Annotated in this window: 23 protein-coding genes; 7 read left to right on the top strand and 16 right to left on the bottom strand. The window is 52.2% G+C overall.

What is annotated here, in order from left to right:
* Positions 1 to 51 precede the first annotated feature (51 nt).
* A complete protein-coding gene (locus ATY27_RS11975) occupies positions 52 to 354 on the top strand; it encodes a hypothetical protein (protein ID WP_208930877.1) in 303 nt (100 codons plus the stop codon).
* Positions 355 to 418: 64 nt separating this feature from the next.
* Here the strand turns inward: ATY27_RS11975 and ATY27_RS11970 are convergent, their stop codons facing one another.
* A complete protein-coding gene (locus ATY27_RS11970; protein WP_208930876.1) occupies positions 419 to 1,591 on the bottom strand; it encodes a DUF547 domain-containing protein in 1,173 nt (390 codons plus the stop codon).
* A gap of 140 nt (positions 1,592 to 1,731) precedes the next feature.
* Positions 1,732 to 2,064, bottom strand: coding sequence for a hypothetical protein (locus ATY27_RS11965; protein ID WP_208930875.1), 333 nt, complete (start codon positions 2,062 to 2,064; stop codon positions 1,732 to 1,734).
* Positions 2,065 to 2,239: 175 nt separating this feature from the next.
* Between ATY27_RS11965 and ATY27_RS11960 the strand changes: the two genes are divergently transcribed.
* On the top strand, positions 2,240 to 2,743 hold the full coding sequence (locus tag ATY27_RS11960; protein ID WP_208930874.1) for a hypothetical protein: 504 nt from the start codon (positions 2,240 to 2,242) through the stop codon (positions 2,741 to 2,743).
* A gap of 119 nt (positions 2,744 to 2,862) precedes the next feature.
* Here the strand turns inward: ATY27_RS11960 and ATY27_RS11955 are convergent, their stop codons facing one another.
* From ATY27_RS11955 to ATY27_RS11895, 13 genes are all read right to left on the bottom strand, one after another.
* Complete coding sequence (locus tag ATY27_RS11955; RefSeq protein ID WP_208930873.1) at positions 2,863 to 3,720, bottom strand: MBL fold metallo-hydrolase; 858 nt, start codon at positions 3,718 to 3,720, stop codon at positions 2,863 to 2,865.
* 112 nt (positions 3,721 to 3,832) lie between these two features.
* Positions 3,833 to 5,827 carry an LTA synthase family protein gene (locus ATY27_RS11950; RefSeq protein WP_208930872.1) on the bottom strand — a complete coding sequence of 665 codons (1,995 nt, stop codon included), beginning with the start codon at positions 5,825 to 5,827 and terminating at the stop codon, positions 3,833 to 3,835.
* A 163-nt stretch (positions 5,828 to 5,990) separates the two neighbouring features.
* Positions 5,991 to 6,713 carry a hypothetical protein gene (locus tag ATY27_RS11945; RefSeq protein WP_208930871.1) on the bottom strand — a complete coding sequence of 241 codons (723 nt, stop codon included), beginning with the start codon at positions 6,711 to 6,713 and terminating at the stop codon, positions 5,991 to 5,993.
* Positions 6,710 to 7,441, bottom strand: a complete 732-nt coding sequence (locus tag ATY27_RS11940; protein WP_208930870.1) for a hypothetical protein — start codon at positions 7,439 to 7,441, stop codon at positions 6,710 to 6,712. Before ATY27_RS11940 ends, ATY27_RS11945 begins: the two co-directional genes overlap by 4 nt.
* Complete coding sequence (locus ATY27_RS11935; RefSeq protein WP_208930869.1) at positions 7,428 to 7,835, bottom strand: cupredoxin domain-containing protein; 408 nt, start codon at positions 7,833 to 7,835, stop codon at positions 7,428 to 7,430. The genes ATY27_RS11940 and ATY27_RS11935 overlap by 14 nt, the downstream gene beginning before the upstream one ends.
* 8 nt (positions 7,836 to 7,843) lie before the next feature.
* Entirely contained in the window at positions 7,844 to 9,169 is a 1,326-nt protein-coding gene (locus ATY27_RS11930; protein WP_208930868.1) for an ATP-binding protein, read from the bottom strand.
* Positions 9,166 to 9,825: a response regulator gene (locus tag ATY27_RS11925; RefSeq protein ID WP_208930867.1), complete on the bottom strand. Its 660-nt coding sequence runs from the start codon at positions 9,823 to 9,825 to the stop codon at positions 9,166 to 9,168. Before ATY27_RS11925 ends, ATY27_RS11930 begins: the two co-directional genes overlap by 4 nt.
* A gap of 58 nt (positions 9,826 to 9,883) precedes the next feature.
* Positions 9,884 to 10,531 (bottom strand): hypothetical protein, encoded by a 648-nt coding sequence (locus ATY27_RS11920; RefSeq protein ID WP_208930866.1) that lies wholly within the window; start codon positions 10,529 to 10,531, stop codon positions 9,884 to 9,886.
* 11 nt (positions 10,532 to 10,542) lie between these two features.
* Positions 10,543 to 11,340, bottom strand: coding sequence for an SDR family oxidoreductase (locus ATY27_RS11915; protein WP_208930865.1), 798 nt, complete (start codon positions 11,338 to 11,340; stop codon positions 10,543 to 10,545).
* A complete protein-coding gene (locus ATY27_RS11910; RefSeq protein WP_208930864.1) occupies positions 11,340 to 12,044 on the bottom strand; it encodes an iron-containing redox enzyme family protein in 705 nt (234 codons plus the stop codon). Before ATY27_RS11910 ends, ATY27_RS11915 begins: the two co-directional genes overlap by 1 nt.
* Positions 12,045 to 12,093: 49 nt before the next feature.
* Complete coding sequence (locus ATY27_RS11905) at positions 12,094 to 13,581, bottom strand: AMP-binding protein (RefSeq protein WP_208930863.1); 1,488 nt, start codon at positions 13,579 to 13,581, stop codon at positions 12,094 to 12,096.
* A 7-nt stretch (positions 13,582 to 13,588) separates the two neighbouring features.
* Positions 13,589 to 14,314: a thermostable hemolysin gene (locus tag ATY27_RS11900; RefSeq protein ID WP_208930862.1), complete on the bottom strand. Its 726-nt coding sequence runs from the start codon at positions 14,312 to 14,314 to the stop codon at positions 13,589 to 13,591.
* 160 nt (positions 14,315 to 14,474) lie between these two features.
* Positions 14,475 to 14,912 carry a cytochrome b562 gene (locus ATY27_RS11895; protein WP_208930861.1) on the bottom strand — a complete coding sequence of 146 codons (438 nt, stop codon included), beginning with the start codon at positions 14,910 to 14,912 and terminating at the stop codon, positions 14,475 to 14,477.
* Positions 14,913 to 15,036: 124 nt separating this feature from the next.
* Between ATY27_RS11895 and ATY27_RS11890 the strand changes: the two genes are divergently transcribed.
* The 5 genes from ATY27_RS11890 to arsJ all read left to right on the top strand — a co-directional run bounded on the left by ATY27_RS11890 (position 15,037) and on the right by arsJ (position 19,088).
* Positions 15,037 to 15,747: a YebC/PmpR family DNA-binding transcriptional regulator gene (locus ATY27_RS11890; protein ID WP_208930860.1), complete on the top strand. Its 711-nt coding sequence runs from the start codon at positions 15,037 to 15,039 to the stop codon at positions 15,745 to 15,747.
* Positions 15,748 to 15,925: 178 nt separating this feature from the next.
* Positions 15,926 to 16,273, top strand: coding sequence for a metalloregulator ArsR/SmtB family transcription factor (locus tag ATY27_RS11885; protein ID WP_208930859.1), 348 nt, complete (start codon positions 15,926 to 15,928; stop codon positions 16,271 to 16,273).
* Positions 16,274 to 16,314: 41 nt separating this feature from the next.
* Positions 16,315 to 16,812: a tyrosine-protein phosphatase gene (locus tag ATY27_RS11880; RefSeq protein WP_208930858.1), complete on the top strand. Its 498-nt coding sequence runs from the start codon at positions 16,315 to 16,317 to the stop codon at positions 16,810 to 16,812.
* A gap of 22 nt (positions 16,813 to 16,834) precedes the next feature.
* On the top strand, positions 16,835 to 17,836 hold the full coding sequence (locus ATY27_RS11875) for an ArsJ-associated glyceraldehyde-3-phosphate dehydrogenase (RefSeq protein WP_208930857.1): 1,002 nt from the start codon (positions 16,835 to 16,837) through the stop codon (positions 17,834 to 17,836).
* A 10-nt stretch (positions 17,837 to 17,846) separates the two neighbouring features.
* Positions 17,847 to 19,088, top strand: coding sequence for an organoarsenical effux MFS transporter ArsJ (gene arsJ / locus ATY27_RS11870; RefSeq protein ID WP_208930856.1), 1,242 nt, complete (start codon positions 17,847 to 17,849; stop codon positions 19,086 to 19,088).
* On the opposite strand, the gene ATY27_RS11865 is transcribed toward arsJ, so the two are convergent.
* The gene (locus tag ATY27_RS11865) at positions 19,085 to 19,507 is read right to left on the bottom strand and encodes a DoxX family protein (protein WP_208930855.1); all 423 of its coding nucleotides are present in this window, start codon (positions 19,505 to 19,507) and stop codon (positions 19,085 to 19,087) included. The two genes, arsJ and ATY27_RS11865, sit on opposite strands and share 4 nt — an antisense overlap.
* Positions 19,508 to 19,543: the final 36 nt, after the last annotated feature.

The following is a 19,543-nucleotide window of genomic DNA, read 5'->3' as shown; positions in this document are numbered from 1 at the left end:
ACTATAACGGCGTGATTGTTAAAGGCTATCAACTCTGGCCGGAGCACACTGATGGGATTGGATTGCCGCGAAATTCTCGACGTCAAAGAATACGAGTTTTTACTGAACTGGTTTATCCGGATGCAGCAACAACATGGGATGGCGGCTTTACAGGAACCGTACAGCTACGACGGTTATTCAGCCTACGACCAGCTGTGTAACCAGCTGCTGGAGCAAGCCCGCATCGCATTTATCGAACAATTCGGCTATCCGGCGCCGCCACTGGTGTTCACCAATCTGTTCCATCTGGCAGAACTGGAACTGGCCGGTAAACGCAATGCCCGTGGCATTAAAACACCGCCACAACTGATGTAGTCCCGATACTCCCGCAAAGCAAAAAGCCCGCACTGCGGGCTTTTTTGTTTTGCCGAAGATGACGTTAAATCGCCGCTGCCGGTTGTTTTTCCGGTGTTGCGGTCGATGGTTGGCTGGCTTGCATGGTCTGACCGCGTTGTTTCAGTAAATGATATCGTTCCCGCTGTTCAGCAGTCAGTTTACGGGCGACCACCGGCCCTAACGGTAATGCCGCCACTTGAACGGCTGTTTTATGGCCCTTGGTGTTGGGTAAAGTGCCGTACACATCGGTGACGGCATAATTCGACAAATTGGTCAGGATGGTTTTACTGCCCTGCAGATAAGGTTGCTCATCAAGACGCAGATAGGTGGCTAAGTGTTTACGCAGGTCGGCCTGAAAGTCTGGGAAATAAGCCGCGCTGCGTTGGTAAAAGCTGGATACGCGGAAGCCTAATGTGCCTTTTGGCAAAGTACCGCGGTTAGAGTTAATAAACTCAGCGGCATTTTTCACCAATTGCTGTTGCACATTGCTACCGGTATAGGCGATAGCCGGGAGATTCGGACTACCGATAATGCCCTGATACAGGCCATAAATCACTTCCGGTTGCTGTGGAAATTGTTTCGGCAGAATAGCGAACTGAATATCATCCAGACTTAACCGGACACCGGCGACGGTCAGGATCTTCTGACTCAGCAAGCCAGGTTGTTCTGATGTGCCTAGTAAAAACGTTGCTAGATCTTTGCGTGGATATACTTTGATCACTTCATCCAGCACGGTGACGTTGTAGAGATTCAGCCAATAAGCCAGTTGTTCGTTTTTGCTCAGCTGATTGAGCGGAGTCTGGTCCGGTACTGCCGACAACTGTTGGCGCAGCTGCGTCACGACATCGCGCATTTCCGGATTATTTTGATACTCTTCAAAATGAAAACGATTGGCCGACAGTGCAGTAAAATGATCACCTACCGGATAGCTGCGATAAATGTCGTAACGCTGCTCACGTTCCAATACTGTGCTGCGCTGCGGAATGCCTTCGCTGAGCACTGAAGTGCGAAGCACCAAGTCCAGTACTTTGTAGTCGATTTTTTTGCCTTGCTCTACGCCGCCAAAAAAACTGGCGGGTAATGTCTGATTTGGGCCGGATTGCTGAGCCTGGGATGGTGCAGCTTGCGCCTGCACTGTGGAGGCTGCAACAACAGGTGTCGTTAATGGATTTAACAGCAGAGCGGCAATAACAGTGGCAGAAGTACGAAGTTTCATTGGCGGCAGTCCTTGTATATTTGCATGGCAATATTCACACTAGCTAAACAAATACAAAGACGCAACCATTAATCACAATTTGTTTACTTAAAATAACCGACCTGCGGACATCACGGTCAGGCCGGCTATTCAATGCAGCATCAGGCCTGATACAAAGTCCGGATCCACTTCTCTTCAGTGATAAAATTCCAGCTCCATTTTTTCCACTGGGCAGACAAGCCTTTCGCCACCGCCTGATCTGCGCTTAAACCCTGCGTTTTCATCGCCTGCACTTCAACTAAAGTCTGCTCCATCATCGCCAGAAAGCGCTGTAAACCGGCTTTATCCATCAGATCGCCATGGCCCGGAATAATTTTGGTGGTGTCGTTGACCTGACTGAGGATGGTCTTGGTGTTGGCGATGTAGCCTGCGACGGAGCCACCACTATTGAGGTCGATAAACGGGAAACGATCAGCAAAAAACAAATCGCCCATGTGCCTACACGCCCTCCCCAAGGCTGACTATGTATCATTCCGTCATTGTTGACTTCAGCATCAATTTCAGGCAGTTTTTAACACCGCACGTGATATTACTGGTTGATAATAAAAGATAAAACAAACGCCGCCCAAATGACTCGGATGACGAGCCTGTACAAAAACGGACTTTTTGATGCAAAAAAAATACTATTTTTTAGTTCTAATTCTTTCGCTTTTTGCAATCATTGCATACAACGAAAAACCAACCAACGAAGAACTGGCCACATACTTTACTGAAAACAAAGACACCTTCTTAAACTTGTCAAAAACGACATGCCTTGCTCAACAAAAACATAAAATTGTTTTTCACCGTTTTTTCCATGACAGCGAAGGGAGAACAACTGAAGAAGAGCTAAAAGCTTATCCTGAACTGGACAATGAATTAAAAAACACTATCAATGGTGAATTTTTGCGAGACATCATAATATCTGGCGAGCCTTGTCGCATATCTATGAGTGTATGGGACACTCTCATGACAGGCAGCGGTCAGATGATTGGATATGTATTTAATCCTAAAAGAATAAGCCCATACCATAAAGATATCGACGTCGAAAAAATGATAGAAGAATTCAAGCCAATTTATTACACCATTGCGTTGAGTGACGGCTGGTATATTTTTTACGAATACACACCATGATTTAATAAATCGCTGATGAATGGCGCCGGCGACTCTAACAAAGCAATCATTTAAGACGATACCATCAGCTGATAATGCCATCTACCCTACTACTGGACAGATGGCGCTTTCATGCGAAATCAGGCCTGATACAAAGTCTGGATCCACTTCTCTTCAGTGATAAAATTCCAGCTCCATTTTTTCCACTGGGCAGACAAGCCTTTCGCCACCGCCTGATCTGCGCTTAAACCCTGCGCTTTCATCGCCTGCACTTCAACTAAAGTCTGCTCCATCATCGCCAGAAAGCGCTGTAAACCGGCTTTATCCATCAGATCGCCATGGCCCGGAATAATTTTGGTGGTGTCGTTGACCTGACTGAGGATGGTCTTCGTATTGGCAATGTAACCAGCAACCGAGCCACCGCTGCTGAGGTCAATAAACGGGAAACGATCGGCGAAAAACAAATCGCCCATGTGCAGCACATTCTGTGCTTGAAACCACACCACTAAGTCACCATCGGTATGGCTGACCGGCATAGTCCTGAGCAGCACCTGCTGACCATTCAGATTCAGTGTTTTTTCGCCGCTGAAAGTCTCGGTTGGTAAACCAGCTTGGTTAAACTTGGCATCACTTTGCAATCGGGTCAGCACGGCCTGGTGCGCAATAATGCGGGCACCGCCAGCCAAAGCAGCATTGCCGTCGGTATGGTCTTTATGGAAATGGGTGTTGACCAGCGTGTTGACGCTGATGCCGCTTTGCAGCCGGTCCAGCTCGGATTTGACCAGCGGCGCTGTTGCAGCAAACTGCGCATCAATGACTAAAGCGCCATCTTTGCCAAGGAGCGCAGCGATATTACCACCACTGCCTTTGACCAGATAAAGCTGTGGCGCCAGTTGTTGGCTACTGACTTTTGGCGCATCGGCGGCCCAAACAGAACTGACAAACAAAGCGCTGCCAAGCAGCGCAAAAGCAGGGAATAAACGAACAGAGATAGTCATTGGCAAAGGTTCCTGTGCTGGTTGATTCGGGATGTGTGATCCACAACTCGTTACGACACTGACGCTAAAACTGATCAGTGCCATGACACAAGCCTTTGCCTGTAGAATCACGTTAAGGTGCGACCACCGGCGTGTCACAGCGATGTTCACTCTTATATTTGCCTTCGCGATACAGATAAGACGGCAACTGGACTTGCGCCAACGCTTGTTCATATTGTTGGCGGCTAGCCGGTAAATCACTCAAATGCAGTGCTTTTTTTGCTTCATCATAAGTACCGCGCACCACAGTGCCATCCGGTTTTAAGATGGTCAGGCCTTCCGGCTGCTTTAGTGCAAAATACTGGTCAAACTGGATCAGGGCCCGCCCCGGTGATGTGCTGTCGAGGGTCAGATCACGGCCAATCATCGAATGACAGCTGCTGACACCCAGCATCGATATCAAAGTCGGCGCCAGGTCAATCTGACTGGTCAGTGTATCAATACTACCGGCCTTGGTGTCGGCACCTAAAATGAGGCCAGGAATGCGGAATTTCTCTACCGGGATCAGATTCGAGCCATAGACGCGGTTATCATGATCGGCGACGACTAAAAACAATGTGTCCTGCCAATAACTGCTTTGCCGCGCTTTTTTAAAGAACTGTCCCATCGCCCAGTCGGCATATTTCACCGCGTTATTGACAGTATTTTTCGGCTGTTCGTGCAGGTCGATACGGCCATCGGGAAATTCAAAAGGTTCGTGGTTGCTGGACGTGAACACCAGACTGAAAAATGGCTGGCCACTTTGCTGGCGCTGTTGCTGCAGGCGGGTCAGCTCTGCATCGGCTTTATCAAACAAATCCTCGTCACTGGCACCCCAACTGGCGACAAACTTGGGCTGTTTAATCTGATTGATATCGACGATTTGACTAAAACCGTTGCCGGTAAAATAGCTGCGCATATTGTCAAAATGCGCTTCCCCGCCGTAAATAAACTGGGTATGAAAACCAGCCGCTTTTAACACTGACGCCAGCGTGGTGAAATTTTGCTGGCTATTGGAAAGCTTCACTGTGCTTTGTGCCGGCGTAGGTGCAAAGCCTGCCACCACCGCTTCAATACCGCGCACTGAGCGGGTACCGGTGGCATACAACTGTTCAAACCACAGGCCTTGTTGCTTCAGTCGTTCAAGCTCAGGTGTCACTGGCACACCGCCAAGCGACTTCACAAAAGTCGCGCCCATACTTTCCTGCAGCACAATGACCAGATTCAGTGGCTTGTCGCGTTGGACAGTTGCCTGCTGTTGATGCCAGGTCGGCTGCGCCGGGTTATTGAACTGATAGTGTTTTAACCAGGGCCAGTCCAGCGCTTGTTTTAACATAGTCGCTTCATCCAGCTTGCCGTACATCTCAGTGGAGCGTGCTTCATGGCGCAGGCTGTAAATCGCATACAACACCGAATAACCCGAGCTGATGATCAACGAATTGACCATCGCATCCGGCGTGATAGCAAACAACGCCGGATTGGCGGGTCGGTGTTGTGTGGTCGAGCGGATGCAGATAAACACCAGCATCACCACCAACGGCCAGCTCAGCCACAGTTTTTGATTCGAGGTGCAGCCTTGTCGCGCTGACACCGCACGTAAACGCCGCATCGCTAAAAACACCAACAGACCGGTGAATGCAGTGCCCAAAATCAGCGGCACGCGAAAGCCATGCCATAAAGTGCTAAATACTTCCTTCGGATACTTCAGGTATTCGATATATAAACGATTCGGCCGGACGTCATATTGCAGCAGGAATGAAGGCGTCGATAATTCGATAAAAATCAATAAGGTCAGTGCAATCAGGCACCAGATATAACTAAAGCGGCGCCACAGTATTTTCCAGCGCGAGACCGCCAGCACAGGAGCCAGCAGCAGCGGGATCACCAATAACAGGCCAAGCAGAATCAAATCCGCGCGTACGCCCTGCACTAACATCCACAGCGGATTGCCTGCAGCCTGCACCCGCTCCCATTGCCATAACATCAAGGCCAGCCGGCTCAACGTTAAGCCAGCCAGTGCCAGAACAATAAAATGAGTGAATACCAGATAAGGACCGCTGAGGCGGCCCAGAAAAGATTGCTGTGACATCTAAACCCTGCAACTTGTTATTTTTATACATCGGGTAGTGTGCCGGAGCTTTCTTAAATCAACCTTAAGAAAGCGGCAAACAGTAAGCGTCACAAAACTTACACAAATTTACTGGTCACAGCAAGCCTTTGCTCTGCCGACCAGCCCCCTCAAGCAACGCCAATCAGAACTCATATTCCAGCGCAAACCGCAGTGTGTTATTGACCGTCGATGCATCAATAGCAAAGATCACGGCCAGCTCCCATTTCAGCATTTTCATTTGCTCAAACTTTTGTACGCCCATCAGACTCGGACCTGCGCCTTTGTAATTCTCGCCAGCATAAAATTCAAACGCCGGTTGCAGCTGCGGCAAATAGCGATAACGGTATTGCAGCCGGAATTCGCCTTCCAGTTCATTCTCTACCGTATTGCCCCATTCATAAACGGCAAGCGCATTTAACGTCAGGCTGGTTGGGCCGAATTCTTTTTCCATCAGCAGGCCGCTGGTAAATTCGTAATTGCCTAAATGATTCTCGCGTTCCAGCTCAAACAACATGCCCCAGTCGGCACTGTATTGACCTTGCTCGGTTAACATCCAGCGCAGTTCCAGCTCGTAACCAGTGATCTGATAATCCTGTGGCGTGCGCCGCTCTGCCATCACGTATAGTTCCAGCGCCACCCGGTCGGCGATGGCCCGGCCATAACCCAGCTTTTGCGCCATGTCGTTATCGTTTTGGTGCGCGTTCTGCTTCTGATAGACATACCGATATTCAAATTCCTGCTCATACGGCTGCACATAAGGGTGATAGACCTTATCGACGACACGGCCATCAGCCAGCGCTATGCCGGAAAAGCCAGTCAACAGCAAGCCGCAACCCAGCGATGTTAACCATGATGTTCTGCTCATGACCTCAGCTCCCGCCGGCGTAATACCAGCAACAAAATCAGCGTCAGGCTCCACGCCAGCAACTGGCCCTGACTCGGACTGGATTTATAGCCGATCAGTGCATTCAAAAAATAACCCAATTCAGAACTCTCATCGATCCACAGGTGCGCTCTCAGCATCGGTGCTGCGCCCCCCAGCAAATCCATCTGATGCAGAATAAACACCGCCGCACTGACTTGCCGCGCAGCACTAAAACACAGCAATACTGCCGCCACCTGTCGCCAGTACAGCTGTAATTCCAGCACCAGATGATAAATCAGCACGGCAATACTCAGACTGATGCCACTGCCGAGTGCAGCCCCAAGCCACAGGCTTTGGCTGTCGTCCAGCTGGCGTGGGTACAAAAATAAATACAACACCAGGTTACTGCCGTTGACCAGTAACAACGCCACCACCGCCGTCGCAGCCAGCCAGACATGCTGGTTTTTTTGCAGTAACAACGCGGCAATCAACAACGCACAGAGGCCATAACAACAGGCATACCAGAATTCGAGGCCCTGTCCGTCCCACAGTTCGGCCAGAAGGCTGTATTGGCTGCTTTGCAGCAGCAGTAGCGGTGCGCCTAACATCAGCACCCGTAACAGAATGGCGCGCATCGCTGACGGGTTTGCCGCCAGTAACAAGCTTAATAACAGCACCACCGGCAATAATTCCCGCAGCAGCAAGACCACGGTATTAATCAGCATCATCGCCTCCGGCTTGCAGGGCCTGCCATTGCTCTTTTGGCAGCGCTATCAGTTGGCCTTTGGCACTGTCGGGGTTATATTCGCCGCTAAACGGATAAGTGCCGGGTTGCAGCGGGCCGACAAACACGACGCCGGAACTGCCACCCAGAATCACTTTTTCCCGGTTCATCGAAAAGCTTTCAAACTCTTCCGGGTTTGGGTCCTGATTGTGAATAATGATTTTTACTTTTTGTCCGGCTGGCACCTGCAAAGTACTGGGGCTGAATAAATGATCTTTCAGCGTCAGGCGAAATACCGGAATTTCGGCAGCGCCCAGCCAGACTGACCAGAATCCGCTCAGCAACAAACTCAAACGCAGCCACAGCGTCAGGCGCTGGTGAACCGGTGTTGGTCTCATCTGATTGATCAATGGCTTTGATGGCACAATGGCAACTCCAATGTCACTGCTAATCCACCCAGCGCTGAACGGCCAAGCGCCAGGCGGCCCTGATGCAACAGCGCGATATCCTGCACTATCGCAAGACCCAGCCCACTGCCGGGTTGTCCAGACTGATGCCGGTCCCCACCGACCCGATAAAAACGTTCAAACACCCGTGCATATTCCTCCGGCGCGATCCCTGGGCCCGAATCCTCCACCAGCAAGCGGGCCTGGTCGGCATTTTGCTGCAGCGTCAGCTGGATTTGGCCATGCTCCGGCGTGTATTTGCTGGCGTTGCCGACCAGATTCACCACTAACAATTTCAGCGCAAAGGCGTCTCCATCCAGCAGCACCTGCTCATCACCTTCCAGTGCGATTTGCTGCTGGCGCCGTTCAATTTGCGGATATAACTCAGCGACCACATCGCGGCATAACACTGCTAAATCCAATTTCTGCAGTTTGGCCGAGAAATGCGCCGGATTAGTACGGTTTAATAACATGATTTGTTCAATCAGTGCACTCATCCGGCTGACGCCATCTTGCAGTGCCTGCATGATCTGGTCCGGATCGGCCAGACCGGCCTCACGCCAGCGCTGCTGCGCATTGTGCAGGTTCACCTGTAATACGGCCAGCGGCGTTCTGAGTTCATGCGCCACATCGGCAGCAAAACGTTTTTCGCGGGCAAAGGCGTCATCCAGTCGCGCCAGCAATTGATTGGTGCTCGACAGCATCTGGTCCAGTTCCTGCGGGGTTTGCTCCAGTTTTAACGGTGATAAATCGTCGGCTTTTTTGTGTGTCAGCTGGCGCGCCAGCTCCAGCAGCGGCCTTAAGCCCCGCCCGACCAACAGCCAAATCAGTAGCGCCTGCAGCGGCAGACTCAGTACCACCGGGTAAATCGACGCCAACACCACCTGGTCCGATAATGCCAGCCGATCCTGTAACGGCTGCGCGACAATCACCGTCAAATCTTCCACCGTCTGGCGAAACGTCTGCCAGCGTTTACCGGCAAAATTCTGCTCGCTATAGCCATCCTGTGGACTTATTAAAGTGTCTGGCGTCTGAGCGCTGTGGTAAAGCAGACGGTCGCCCTGCCATAACTGGATGGCATTGGCTTCGGCCATATTGGCCGCGGTCTGTGAGTTGGTATGTTGATATGGCGCCAGCACACTGGCCGCCAACGCTTTGAGATCTTCATCAAACAGGCGTTGCGCCTGGGCGCTGCTTTGGCGATAACTTTGCAGCGCCGCTAAAAAACTGGTCAGCGTCAGCAAGGCGATTAACAAAGTCACCAAATAACGCCGGATTGAAGTCATGCCGCACTCACGCTGTAACCAACGCCACGCACGGTTTTGATAAAGTCTTTGGGCAGTTTTTTGCGTAGGTTCGAGATATGCACTTCAAGCGCATTACTGGCGACTTCTTCACCCCAGGCATACAGGCTGGCTTCAATTTGTTCGCGGGTTTTGATGCGGCCGGCCGATTCGAGCAGCAACTTCAGCAACACATATTCACGTCGCGACAGTGTTAAAGCTTCACCATCGACCTGCACCTGATGGGCGCTGCTGTCGAGCACCACAGGGCCAACGGTAATTAAGTGACTGGTCGCAGTGCCAAGCCGGCGTTCAATGACGCGCAGCCGGGCAAACAATTCTGTTAATGCAAAGGGTTTAACCAGATAATCATCGGCGCCTAAATCTAAGCCTCGAATGCGATCATCGACGCCGTCACGCGCGGTCAATACCAACACCGGCAAGCGCGGGAATTTGTGGCGGGTTTGCTTTAACACATCGAGCCCATCCATATCCGGCAGGCCTAAATCCAGCACTACAGCGTCACAATCGCCGCTGCGGATACTGGACAATGCCGCAGCACCGGTATTGACGTGATTGACGGCAAAGCCCTGATCGCTCAGCGCTAACTGCACCCCTTGCGCCAGCGCCTGATCATCTTCAACTAATAATACCCGCATCCGTTCTCCGTATTTATACCCGTCATCCTTGAAGATTCGGGGTATATCTGACTGACAATTATTTTTTCAGTTTTTTCTGCACTTTGGCCAGTAATGCCGCGATTTCCTGCTGGCGGCCGGCATCGGCACTTTCACGCCCCGGACGCGGCTGTGCCGCTTTGGCAATTTCAAGATAACGCAAAGCCTGCGCCCAGTCGCGTTTTCCTGCTAAATAATCAGCGTAAAAGTAATTTGGATCAATCCCTTGTGGGTTTTGTTCCAGCGCTTTTAACAGCAATTCTTTGGCTTTTTTGTTGTCGCCAAAACCGATTGGCCAGCCCGGTACTTTCGAATACAACACACCAAGGCTGGTGTAGGCTGAACCTTGCAAAGCGGTTGGGTCCAGTTGCAGCGCTTGTTCTAAATCGGCTTTGGAGCCTTCAGCCACCGACAACGCACCTAAACCACCTTTGGCATTGGCATAACTTGATTTAATAATGCCGCGCCAAATCAGCGCTTCAGCTTTATCCGGATTGCTGCCAACCACTTTGTCGGCACTCGCCAGCAGTTCGGCAAAAGCTTTTTCGCGGTCATCTTCCGGCAATGCGTAGTTCACTTCGGCCCAGCGGTCCTGCAGTGGTTTAATGTCGGCCAACACATCAGCCAGCACGGTAGAACTGGCCAATAAGGTCACAGCAGCGAATAAGTGTTTGATGGATACTTTCATGGTGATAAGCCTTAAGGTTGGGAAAGTTGTGCGTAACGACGGATCACGGCCAGCTTGGCGGCCAGTGCTTTGTCGACGATACCGGGCAGGACTGCATTGACCCGCACGAATAATTGCTCCGGCCAGCCAATAAAACGCCGCGCCTGATCCTGTTGAATTTGTTGTACCAAAGCCGCGGCAACTAAAGCCGGGCTATCACTCTGATTACCCAGTTCACGATTCATCGCGACCACCGCATCACTGTTAATGGCGGTATCTGTGGCACGTGGCGCGAAATACAGCACTTGCACCGCACTGTCCGACAGCTCACGTTTCAGCGCTTCGGTAAAACCGCGCAGGCCAAATTTACTGGCGCTATAGCCAGTAAAACCGGGATAACCGATACTGCCAAATGCGGAACCGACGTTGACAATCATCGCCGCCGCTTTGCGCTGCAATTCGGGTAATAAAGTTTGCGTCAGTAACATTGGCATCAGCAGATTGGTGCTGAGCTGCGTGGCATAATCCTGCTGCGCCACCAGACCAAACTGGCTGATGCCAGCGTTGTTAATCAGCAGATCAATGCCTTGCAGACCCCGCACAAACGCCAGTAAATCCTGCCGTTCCTGTTCCTTGGTTAAATCCGCACTAAAGATCTGGTGATCGGCCGGATGTTTGGCGATAAGCTCAGCCTGTAACGTGGCTAAACGCGCTGCGTTGCGCGCGACCAGCACCAGACGGGCGCCGGCAGCTGCCAGCTGCAGCGCGATCGCCTGACCAATACCACCGCTGGCACCGGTCAGTAATACCGTTTTGCCACGAAGTTCCATCAGACCGCCTCCTCTGCCGCGGCATCTGCTGTGGCAGCCAGCTTGGTGATGCCATGCTCCGGCGTCAGGGTACGGAAAATATCGCCATATAAGCGGTAAAAACGTTTGGCTGCGTGCACAATCAGCGCTTGGTCAGCCGGGTCGTCGATTTTATTCATCAGGTTTTCATAGAATTTGATGTGGTCCTGATCCAGCGCACCGTGTGATGTCAGGTAGCTGAACGCTGACTTTGGCAACTGCAGTTTGGTCGCGATGGTTTCAGCGGCGTTTTCCGCCAGAGCGGTGGACGTGCCTTCCAGCACCAGCACCATGCCAAAAAAACCAACCGGGTTAATACGGCGCACCATGTCATAGGCGTAAGACACCATCATTTCAGTGGCAAAAGACGGCGTGCTGTGTCGCGCCACTTCTTTGTCATAGCCACTGCGCTTGATGTCGTTCAGGATCCATTCCTGGTGCCCCAGTTCCTCTTCGATATATTCCGCCACGGCTTCACGCAGCCATTCTTTTGATTCCGGTAACAAGGCACCAACGCTCATCAGCAATGGCACTGTGTGTTTAACATGGTGATAGGCCTGCGTCAGGAAAGCGACATAGTCATCGCGGCTGATATCGCCATGGAAGCAACGGGCAATAATAGGTGCGCCCAACAGGTATAAACGGTCTTGTTCAGTTGCTTGCAATAAAGTCTGGTAAAAGCTCATAAGTCACTCCGGAAACAGCGGTCGTCCGCGAAAAATCAGGCTCAGTAGTTCAGTCCGCCGGATATAACGCGGCGATCTGTTGTTGATAGGTCTGCATAATGCTGGCCCGGCGTGGCCGGCCATTGGTTGTTAAGGTGCCTTCCGCTTGTGACAACGGCGTGTTCAGCCGGTGAAAACGTGCGACGCGGGCATAATCCGGCAGCTGTTGATTCAGCCAGTCGAGATAATCCGCCAGCTGCTGGTCGCTGACCGTTGGCGCGGCATACAGCAGTGCAACACAATAAGGTTTCGCATCGCCACACAGCACAGCCTGCTGGATCAAACCGGTTTTGGTCAGTTCACTTTCGACCCATTCCGGCGAAATATTGCGGCCAAAGCTTGAAATCAATAAGTTGTTACGCCGGCCCAGGATTTGTAAATCACCGTCCGCACTCCATTGGCCTAAATCGCCGGTGGCGACCCATGCGTCGGCTTGCGCCTCGCTTTGTCCCATGTAACCAAGAAATGGCGTTTTGACCTGAATTTCACCTTGCTCAATGCGCACTTCCAGATGTGCCAGTGGTTTGCCGGCACTTTGTAATGCTGCATCGCTGGCGTGCGCAGCGTCGACACCGCAAAGTGCGACGACCGAGCCACATTCACTTAAACCATAACCCTGAAACACTGGCAGTTTCAGCGCTGCAGCCTGGCGTAAGGTATCGACCGCCACTTTGGCGCCACCGACCGCGATAAACTGCAGGCTGGCAGGCACTGGCCAGCCTTTTAACGCCGCCTGTACCAGCAGTTGCAGCAATTCCGGCACTAAGAGCAGGCTATGGGGTTGGGTCTGACTAATCAGGCCCAGTAATTGTTGCGGATTGGCCAGACTACTGCCGGCAAAACCACGGCCGGCATCTGGCATCAGCAGCACTTCACCACCGGCTAATAACGGCGCATAAACGCCGGCGATATTTTCCAGCAGCAGCGACAGCGGCAGCAGACATAAATGCCGGGGCCGGGTCACGTTTTGCAGCTTGGGCGCAATCCGTTCAACCAGGCTTTGCGCGGTCGTCAGTTGAGTTTGCGCCGACAGACAAACGCCTTTGGGCTGACCGGTTGAACCAGAAGTAAAAGTGATTTTTTGCGTGCCAGCCGGCACCGGTAAGGCTTTTTGCTGTAGCTCAGCCGACGTCTGGTACAGATAAAAGCTCCGGCAACGACCGCGTAAAGTCAGGCCAAGCTGGCGTGTAGTTTCAGTTGGCAATTCGCGGTCACTAAATAAAAATTCCGGGCCGACACTGGCTAACACGTGAGCCAACTGGCCCTGGCTGGCAAACAGCGGCATTGGCACGAATAACTGTTGACTGTGCAGACAGGCGATATCTAACAACACCCAGTCCAGACTGGTATCAGCCCACAACACTAAACGCCGGGCCGACAGGTCCTGCAACAATTGCTGCCACTCCAGCACTGCACTGGCGATGGCGGTTTGATCCAGGGATTGCCCACTGACTAAATCAGTGAGGCGGGCGCCGGCAGGAATATTCAACTTCATCATACTGCTCCTAATGACCGGCTTGTTCAGACAGGCTGGCGCCTGCGCTTTGCAGCAGTGGCAGAAAACCACTCAGCATTTGCTGTAACTGCGGCTTAGCCATAATCAGTTGATAAGCTGCAGTTAAATCCAGCTGGCAAACCTGCGGATGACGCTGGTAATAACTGCCCCAATCGGCCGCGGCATCGCCTAACCGGCTTGGGTCACCTTCCGCCAACACATTTAACAGCAGGCCATGACGACTTAACATCGACATCACCGTTGGTGTGGCGCAGCACACCAGATGACGGTACCCCTGTTGATACAGTGCGACTGCCATTGCGATAAACAGTAATAAGGTTTGCTGACGGCCGCTGGCGTACAGATTGCCAATCTCGGCAACCTGTGCACGCTGGGTCTGAATGCCGGCGCCGGCCAGCACAGTACAGATATCCGCATCGAGATACTGTTCCACAAACAGGCGTGGCGCCAGACCGCTGCGAATACCCAGCACCGCCTGCCACTGACCATGCAGCGTGACGGCCAGTAAATGCGGCATAAATTGACTGATATGAGCGTCATAAGCGGCAGCAAAGCCACCGGCGATAAATTGTTCCAGACTGTGGCGATCGGTGTGATTGCGGTCACACCACTGCAGTTGTGCAGATTGTGGGTCAGTCGCAACGCCAGACTGGCAATCTTTGTAAGCCAGTGGCGGCAGGTATTCAACCGGGGATAGAGTTACAGCAGCAGTCATTTCAACCTCTCCACAGGTTTTCTCTGATGTTGCTGATTCTGGCGGGGGAAACTTAAAGCAACCTTAAGGCAAATTAAGGTTGCTGCTTTTATAGCTGAATTAAATTAATTTATTGAAATGTATGAAAATATTTTTATGTCTAATTCAGCATTGCTGAAGATTAACCACCAAAAATTAACTGCCAGAACGACGGGGATCTTTCTTTGTGATACTGCTTTTTCAGACTATCGACTTCACCCAGCAGTTGTTTGGCCGTTGCCAGATCTTGTTTGGCTAACGCGCTCTGCACCAGCGTCAGCTGTGCGGCCACTTTGTCGAGCCCCTGCTGAAAGACCGCCTGCTTCTCAGGAGTAAACTGGTAAGCCTGCACTGACGCAACCAATTCGCTCATCGCCAGTACTTTTTCCTGCATCACCGAGACTTCCGTTGCCTGCATCGCCTGCTTAAAATTAAAACCAATTTTTTTCATTGTCGCTTCGACATCAGTGGTCGCTGCCACCGCGGCCGCAACCGGTTCTTCGGCGACTACATACCCAGGCTGTAACAACAAGCCCCCTGACAACACCAATATCAATGCAAATAACGACAGCCGTTTCATTATGAGTACTCCAGAAAATGACTGCTGCAGTCTACCACAGCTGGTCAGCGATGTTGCCTCAGACTGTTGGATTGGCTAGACTACGGCGGTTTTTTCCGAAGTTAAAATAAGTGAGAGAGCAGCCATGGGCGCGCAATGGAAATCCAAACACAAAGCTGATGCCTCCGCGGCAAAAGGCAAACTTTTTACCAAACTGGCAAAAGAAGTCATGGTTGCAGCGCGCAACGGCGCTGATCCGGCAATGAATTCCAAACTGCGCATGGCGATTGAAGCCTCACGCAAAGCATCGATGCCAAAAGAAACACTGGAACGTGCCATCAAAAAAGGCGCCGGTTTGCTCGACGGCCCGGTGAACTACGAACATATCGTCTATGAAGGTTTCGCACCGCATCAGGTGCCGGTGATTGTCGAATGTCTGACTGACAACAAAAACCGCTCAGCACAAAGTATCCGTGTGTTATTCCGCAAAGGTCAGTTAGGCTCTTCTGGCTCAGTATCCTGGGATTTCAAACGCTTAGGTCAGATTGACGCTTCTCCTGCCAATGCAGACGCCGATATCGAAATGGCCGCGATTGAAGCCGGTGCCCAAGATTTTGAGGCCGGTGAAGAAGGCGATGCAGTGTTTTACACCGAGCCAACTGATCTGGATTTAGTTGCCAAAGCGCTGCCAGAATTTGGGTTTACTGTCTCTGCCGCCAAACTGATTTATAAACCGAATAACCCGGTTAGCATGGCGACACTGTCGGCGGAAGCCTTGGCTGAAGTCGAACACTTCCTTGAAGCGATTGAAGATGACGATGACGTGCAACACGTCTACGTCGGTCTGGCTGAATAATTCAGTCTGGGTCCTTGAAACAGAAAGCCGGCGTAAGCCGGTTTTTTTTTTGCGCTGTCGCACAGATAGCGCCAGCGATTTATGAAAGTATTGACATATCGCCGGTAAAACATATGATAAAACACATATATGAATATCCAGATATAAACTGTTTGCGGATCAGTTGCTGAGGCTATCTATGCAACCTGTTGAATTTTTTAAATTACTTGCTGACGAAACCCGCCTGCATACGATTCTGCTGATTGCCCAAGAAGGCGAACTTTGCGTTTGCGAACTGACCACTGCGTTAAATCTATCGCAGCCGAAAATCTCCCGCCATCTGGCGATGTTACGAAAATCACAACTGTTACTGGACCGCCGTCAGGGCCAGTGGGTGTTTTACCGGCTCAATCCGGCGTTGCCAGGCTGGGCACTGACAGCCATCGAACAGACCCGTGCTGGGCATCAGGTTTTACTACAACCGCTGCTTGGTAACTTAAATGCCATGGGCGACCGGCCAGAACGCGTCAGCAGCTGCTGTACCTGAATCTGGCGCTTTAACCCCGCCCCCCCTGCAGGAGAATTATCATGCACCACCCTTTTGACGAACTGCTGATTAATCCCGGCACCAGCGCGACCGCAGCCTTGCTGTTTACCCCCTGCCCCGGCACCAAAGGCGTCGCACTGGCGATGGCACTGGCTGAGCTCAAAGCCGCCGGTGCCAAAGCGGTGATAACACTGACACCGGACCACGAGCTGCAGCAGCTGCAGGTTGCCGACTTGCCGGCGCAATGCCGCGCTTTGGACCTCGCCTGGTTTCATTGCCCGATTGAAGACGATCAGGCGCCGGGACTGGCTTTTACACAAGGCTGGCAACAGGCCAGCGCCTTTGTGCACGAGTTATTGCGTCAGGGCGAAAAAGTTGCCATCCATTGTAAAGGCGGCTCGGGCCGCACCGGTCTGATGGCTGCACAAATTCTGTTAGAACTCGGGCTGGATAAAATCGAAGCCAAACAACGGGTGCAGGCGCTGCGGCCCTATGCATTAACGCTGGCACCACATCTGGCTTATTTCAACGCACTCTGAGGCTGTTTCTGGAGCAACAACGATGACAATTAAAGTAGGAATTAACGGCTTCGGCCGGATCGGCCGGCTGGCGCTGCGGGCCGCATTTGACTGGCCGGAACTGGAATTTGTGCAGATCAACGATCCGGCGGCCGACGCCGCCACTTTCGCCCATTTGCTGAATTTTGACTCGGTGCATGGTCGTTGGTCCCATTTAGCCAGCGCCGAAGGTGAAAGCATCCGGATCAATGGCAAAACCATTCAGGTCAGCGCCAATAAATCCATCGCCGACACCGACTGGTCCGGATGTGATCTGGTGATTGAAGCCTCCGGCAAGATGAAAACCACGGCGTTGCTGCAGGCTTATCTGGACCAGGGCGTCAAGCGCGTGGTGGTCAGTGCGCCAGTGAAAGAATCCGGCGTGCTGAATGTAGTCATGGGCGTCAATCATCAGCTGTTTGACCCGGCCGTCCACCGCATCGTCACTGCGGCCAGTTGCACCACCAACTGTCTGGCGCCTGTGGTCAAAGTGATCCACCAGCACTTAGGCATCAAACATGGTTCTATCACGACTATCCATGATTTAACCAATACCCAGTCAATTCTGGACACGCCACACAAAGACTTACGCCGCGCCCGCGCCTGTGGCAGCAGCCTGATCCCAACCACTACCGGCTCTGCCACCGCGATTACTGAGATCTTTCCGGAACTGAAAGGCCGGCTGAATGGCCACGCCGTGCGGGTGCCACTGGCTAATGCATCCCTCACCGATTGTGTCTTTGAATTGGAACGTGCCACCAGTGCTGAAGAAGTGAATGGTCTGCTCAAAGCCGCGGCCGAAGGCGAACTGCAAGGCATTTTGGGTTACGAGGAGCGGCCGCTGGTGTCGGTCGATTATAAAACTGACCCACGCTCCTGCATTATTGATGCGCTGTCGACGATGGTCGTCAACGGCACTCAGCTGAAGATTTATGCCTGGTACGACAATGAATGGGGTTATGCCAACCGCACCGTTGAACTGGCCAGGCTGGTCGGTCAGGCTTAAACGGAAAGACATGCCTTTGACAACCCCAACCAGCACAACCGCAAACGCGGCACTACGTCAATACGGCGTGGTCACCGCCAATTATTGGGCTTTTACGCTGACTGACGGTGCACTGCGCATGTTGATTGTGCTGCATTTTTATCAGCTTGGGTTTACACCACTGGCCATCGCTTCGTTGTTTCTGTTTTACGAGTTGTTTGGTGTTATCACCAATCTGGTCGGCGGCTGGTTGGGTGCGCGTGTTGGCCTCAATAAAACGATGAATATCGGGTTATTGTTGCAGGTCGTGGCGCTTTTGATGTTGCTGGTGCCGGCACCGCTGCTGACCGTTATTTGGGTGATGGCGGCGCAGGCATTGTCTGGTATCGCCAAAGATCTGAATAAAATGAGCGCCAAAAGTTCGCTGAAACTTCTGCTGCCAGAGGATGCGCAAGGTGCGTTATATCGATGGGTTGCATTGTTGACCGGCTCAAAAAATGCGCTCAAAGGCGTTGGTTTTTTCCTCGGTGGCCTGTTGTTAACCCTGTTTGGGTTTCAGGGTGCGATTGCAGCGATGGCGGCGGCGCTGGCGTTGATCTGGGGCCTGAGCTTGTTTTTGCTGCAACGCGATTTAGGCAAAAGTAAATTCAAACCCAAATTCAAAGAAATATTTTCCAAAAGCCAGGCGATAAATAAGCTCGCGGCGGCACGACTGTTTTTATTCGGCGCCCGCGATGTCTGGTTTGTCATTGCGCTGCCGTTGTATCTGGCAACGACTGCTGGCTGGTCGCAAACGGCGATTGGCAGCTTTCTGGCCTTTTGGGTGATTGGCTACGGCATGGTGCAAGCGCTGGCACCAGCGCTGACAGGCCGCGCAACTGCAGATCCGCAGGATCAGTCCGCAAGCATCAACGCCGCAGTACGCTGGGCGGCCATCTTATGCGGCATCCCGTTATTCATCAGTATTGGCATGGTTTACAGCAGCGAGCCGCTATGGATATTGATTGGCGGGCTGATGTTGTTTGGCGCGGTGTTTGCGGTTAATTCAGCACTGCACAGTTACCTGATTGTGCGGCTGGCAGGCCGGGATGGTGTGTCTTTGGATGTAGGATTTTATTATATGGCCAACGCGATGGGCCGCTTAGTTGGCACGCTGTTGTCCGGTGCTGTCTATCAGGCTGCCGGACTCCCCGCCTGTTTGTGGGTGTCCAGCGGCTTTTTAGTACTGACGCTGCTGATCAGTGTTTCGCTGGCCCGCAGCAACAACCATTAGAACTGGCCGTCACGTTGTTTGCCGGCAACATATGCCCGATAACCGACACAACACAAAGTCACAATCAATAGCACGCTGTATTCCATACCGTTGCGGCCGGCACCAACGACAAACCAGCCAAATGGCGCATGCACCATTAACAGACCAGTACTGTAGATGCCAACAAAACCAAGGGTTAAAGGCCAAACCCATTTCCCCAACGCATACAGTACCGTGGCAATAATCTCATAAGCAGTGACTGCGGCGGCCAGATAAAACCCGGCCGGCAGGCCCTGCGTTTGCAACCATTCACCAAAAGGCACCACGCCGCCACCGAGCAACCTGGCCCAGCCATGCGCGGCCAACAATCCAGCCAGCGTCAGCCGCAATAATAACCATAAGTGCTGATCCAGTCGGTTTAGTCCATCAGTGCGCATCATGTTCTCCTGCCGCAGGCGGCTTTTTTGGCGGTTAAG

This window comes from Rheinheimera sp. F8, assembly GCF_001518915.1.
Note: the sequence above shows the minus strand (reverse complement) of the source record. Positions and strands in the feature narration are given on the sequence as shown.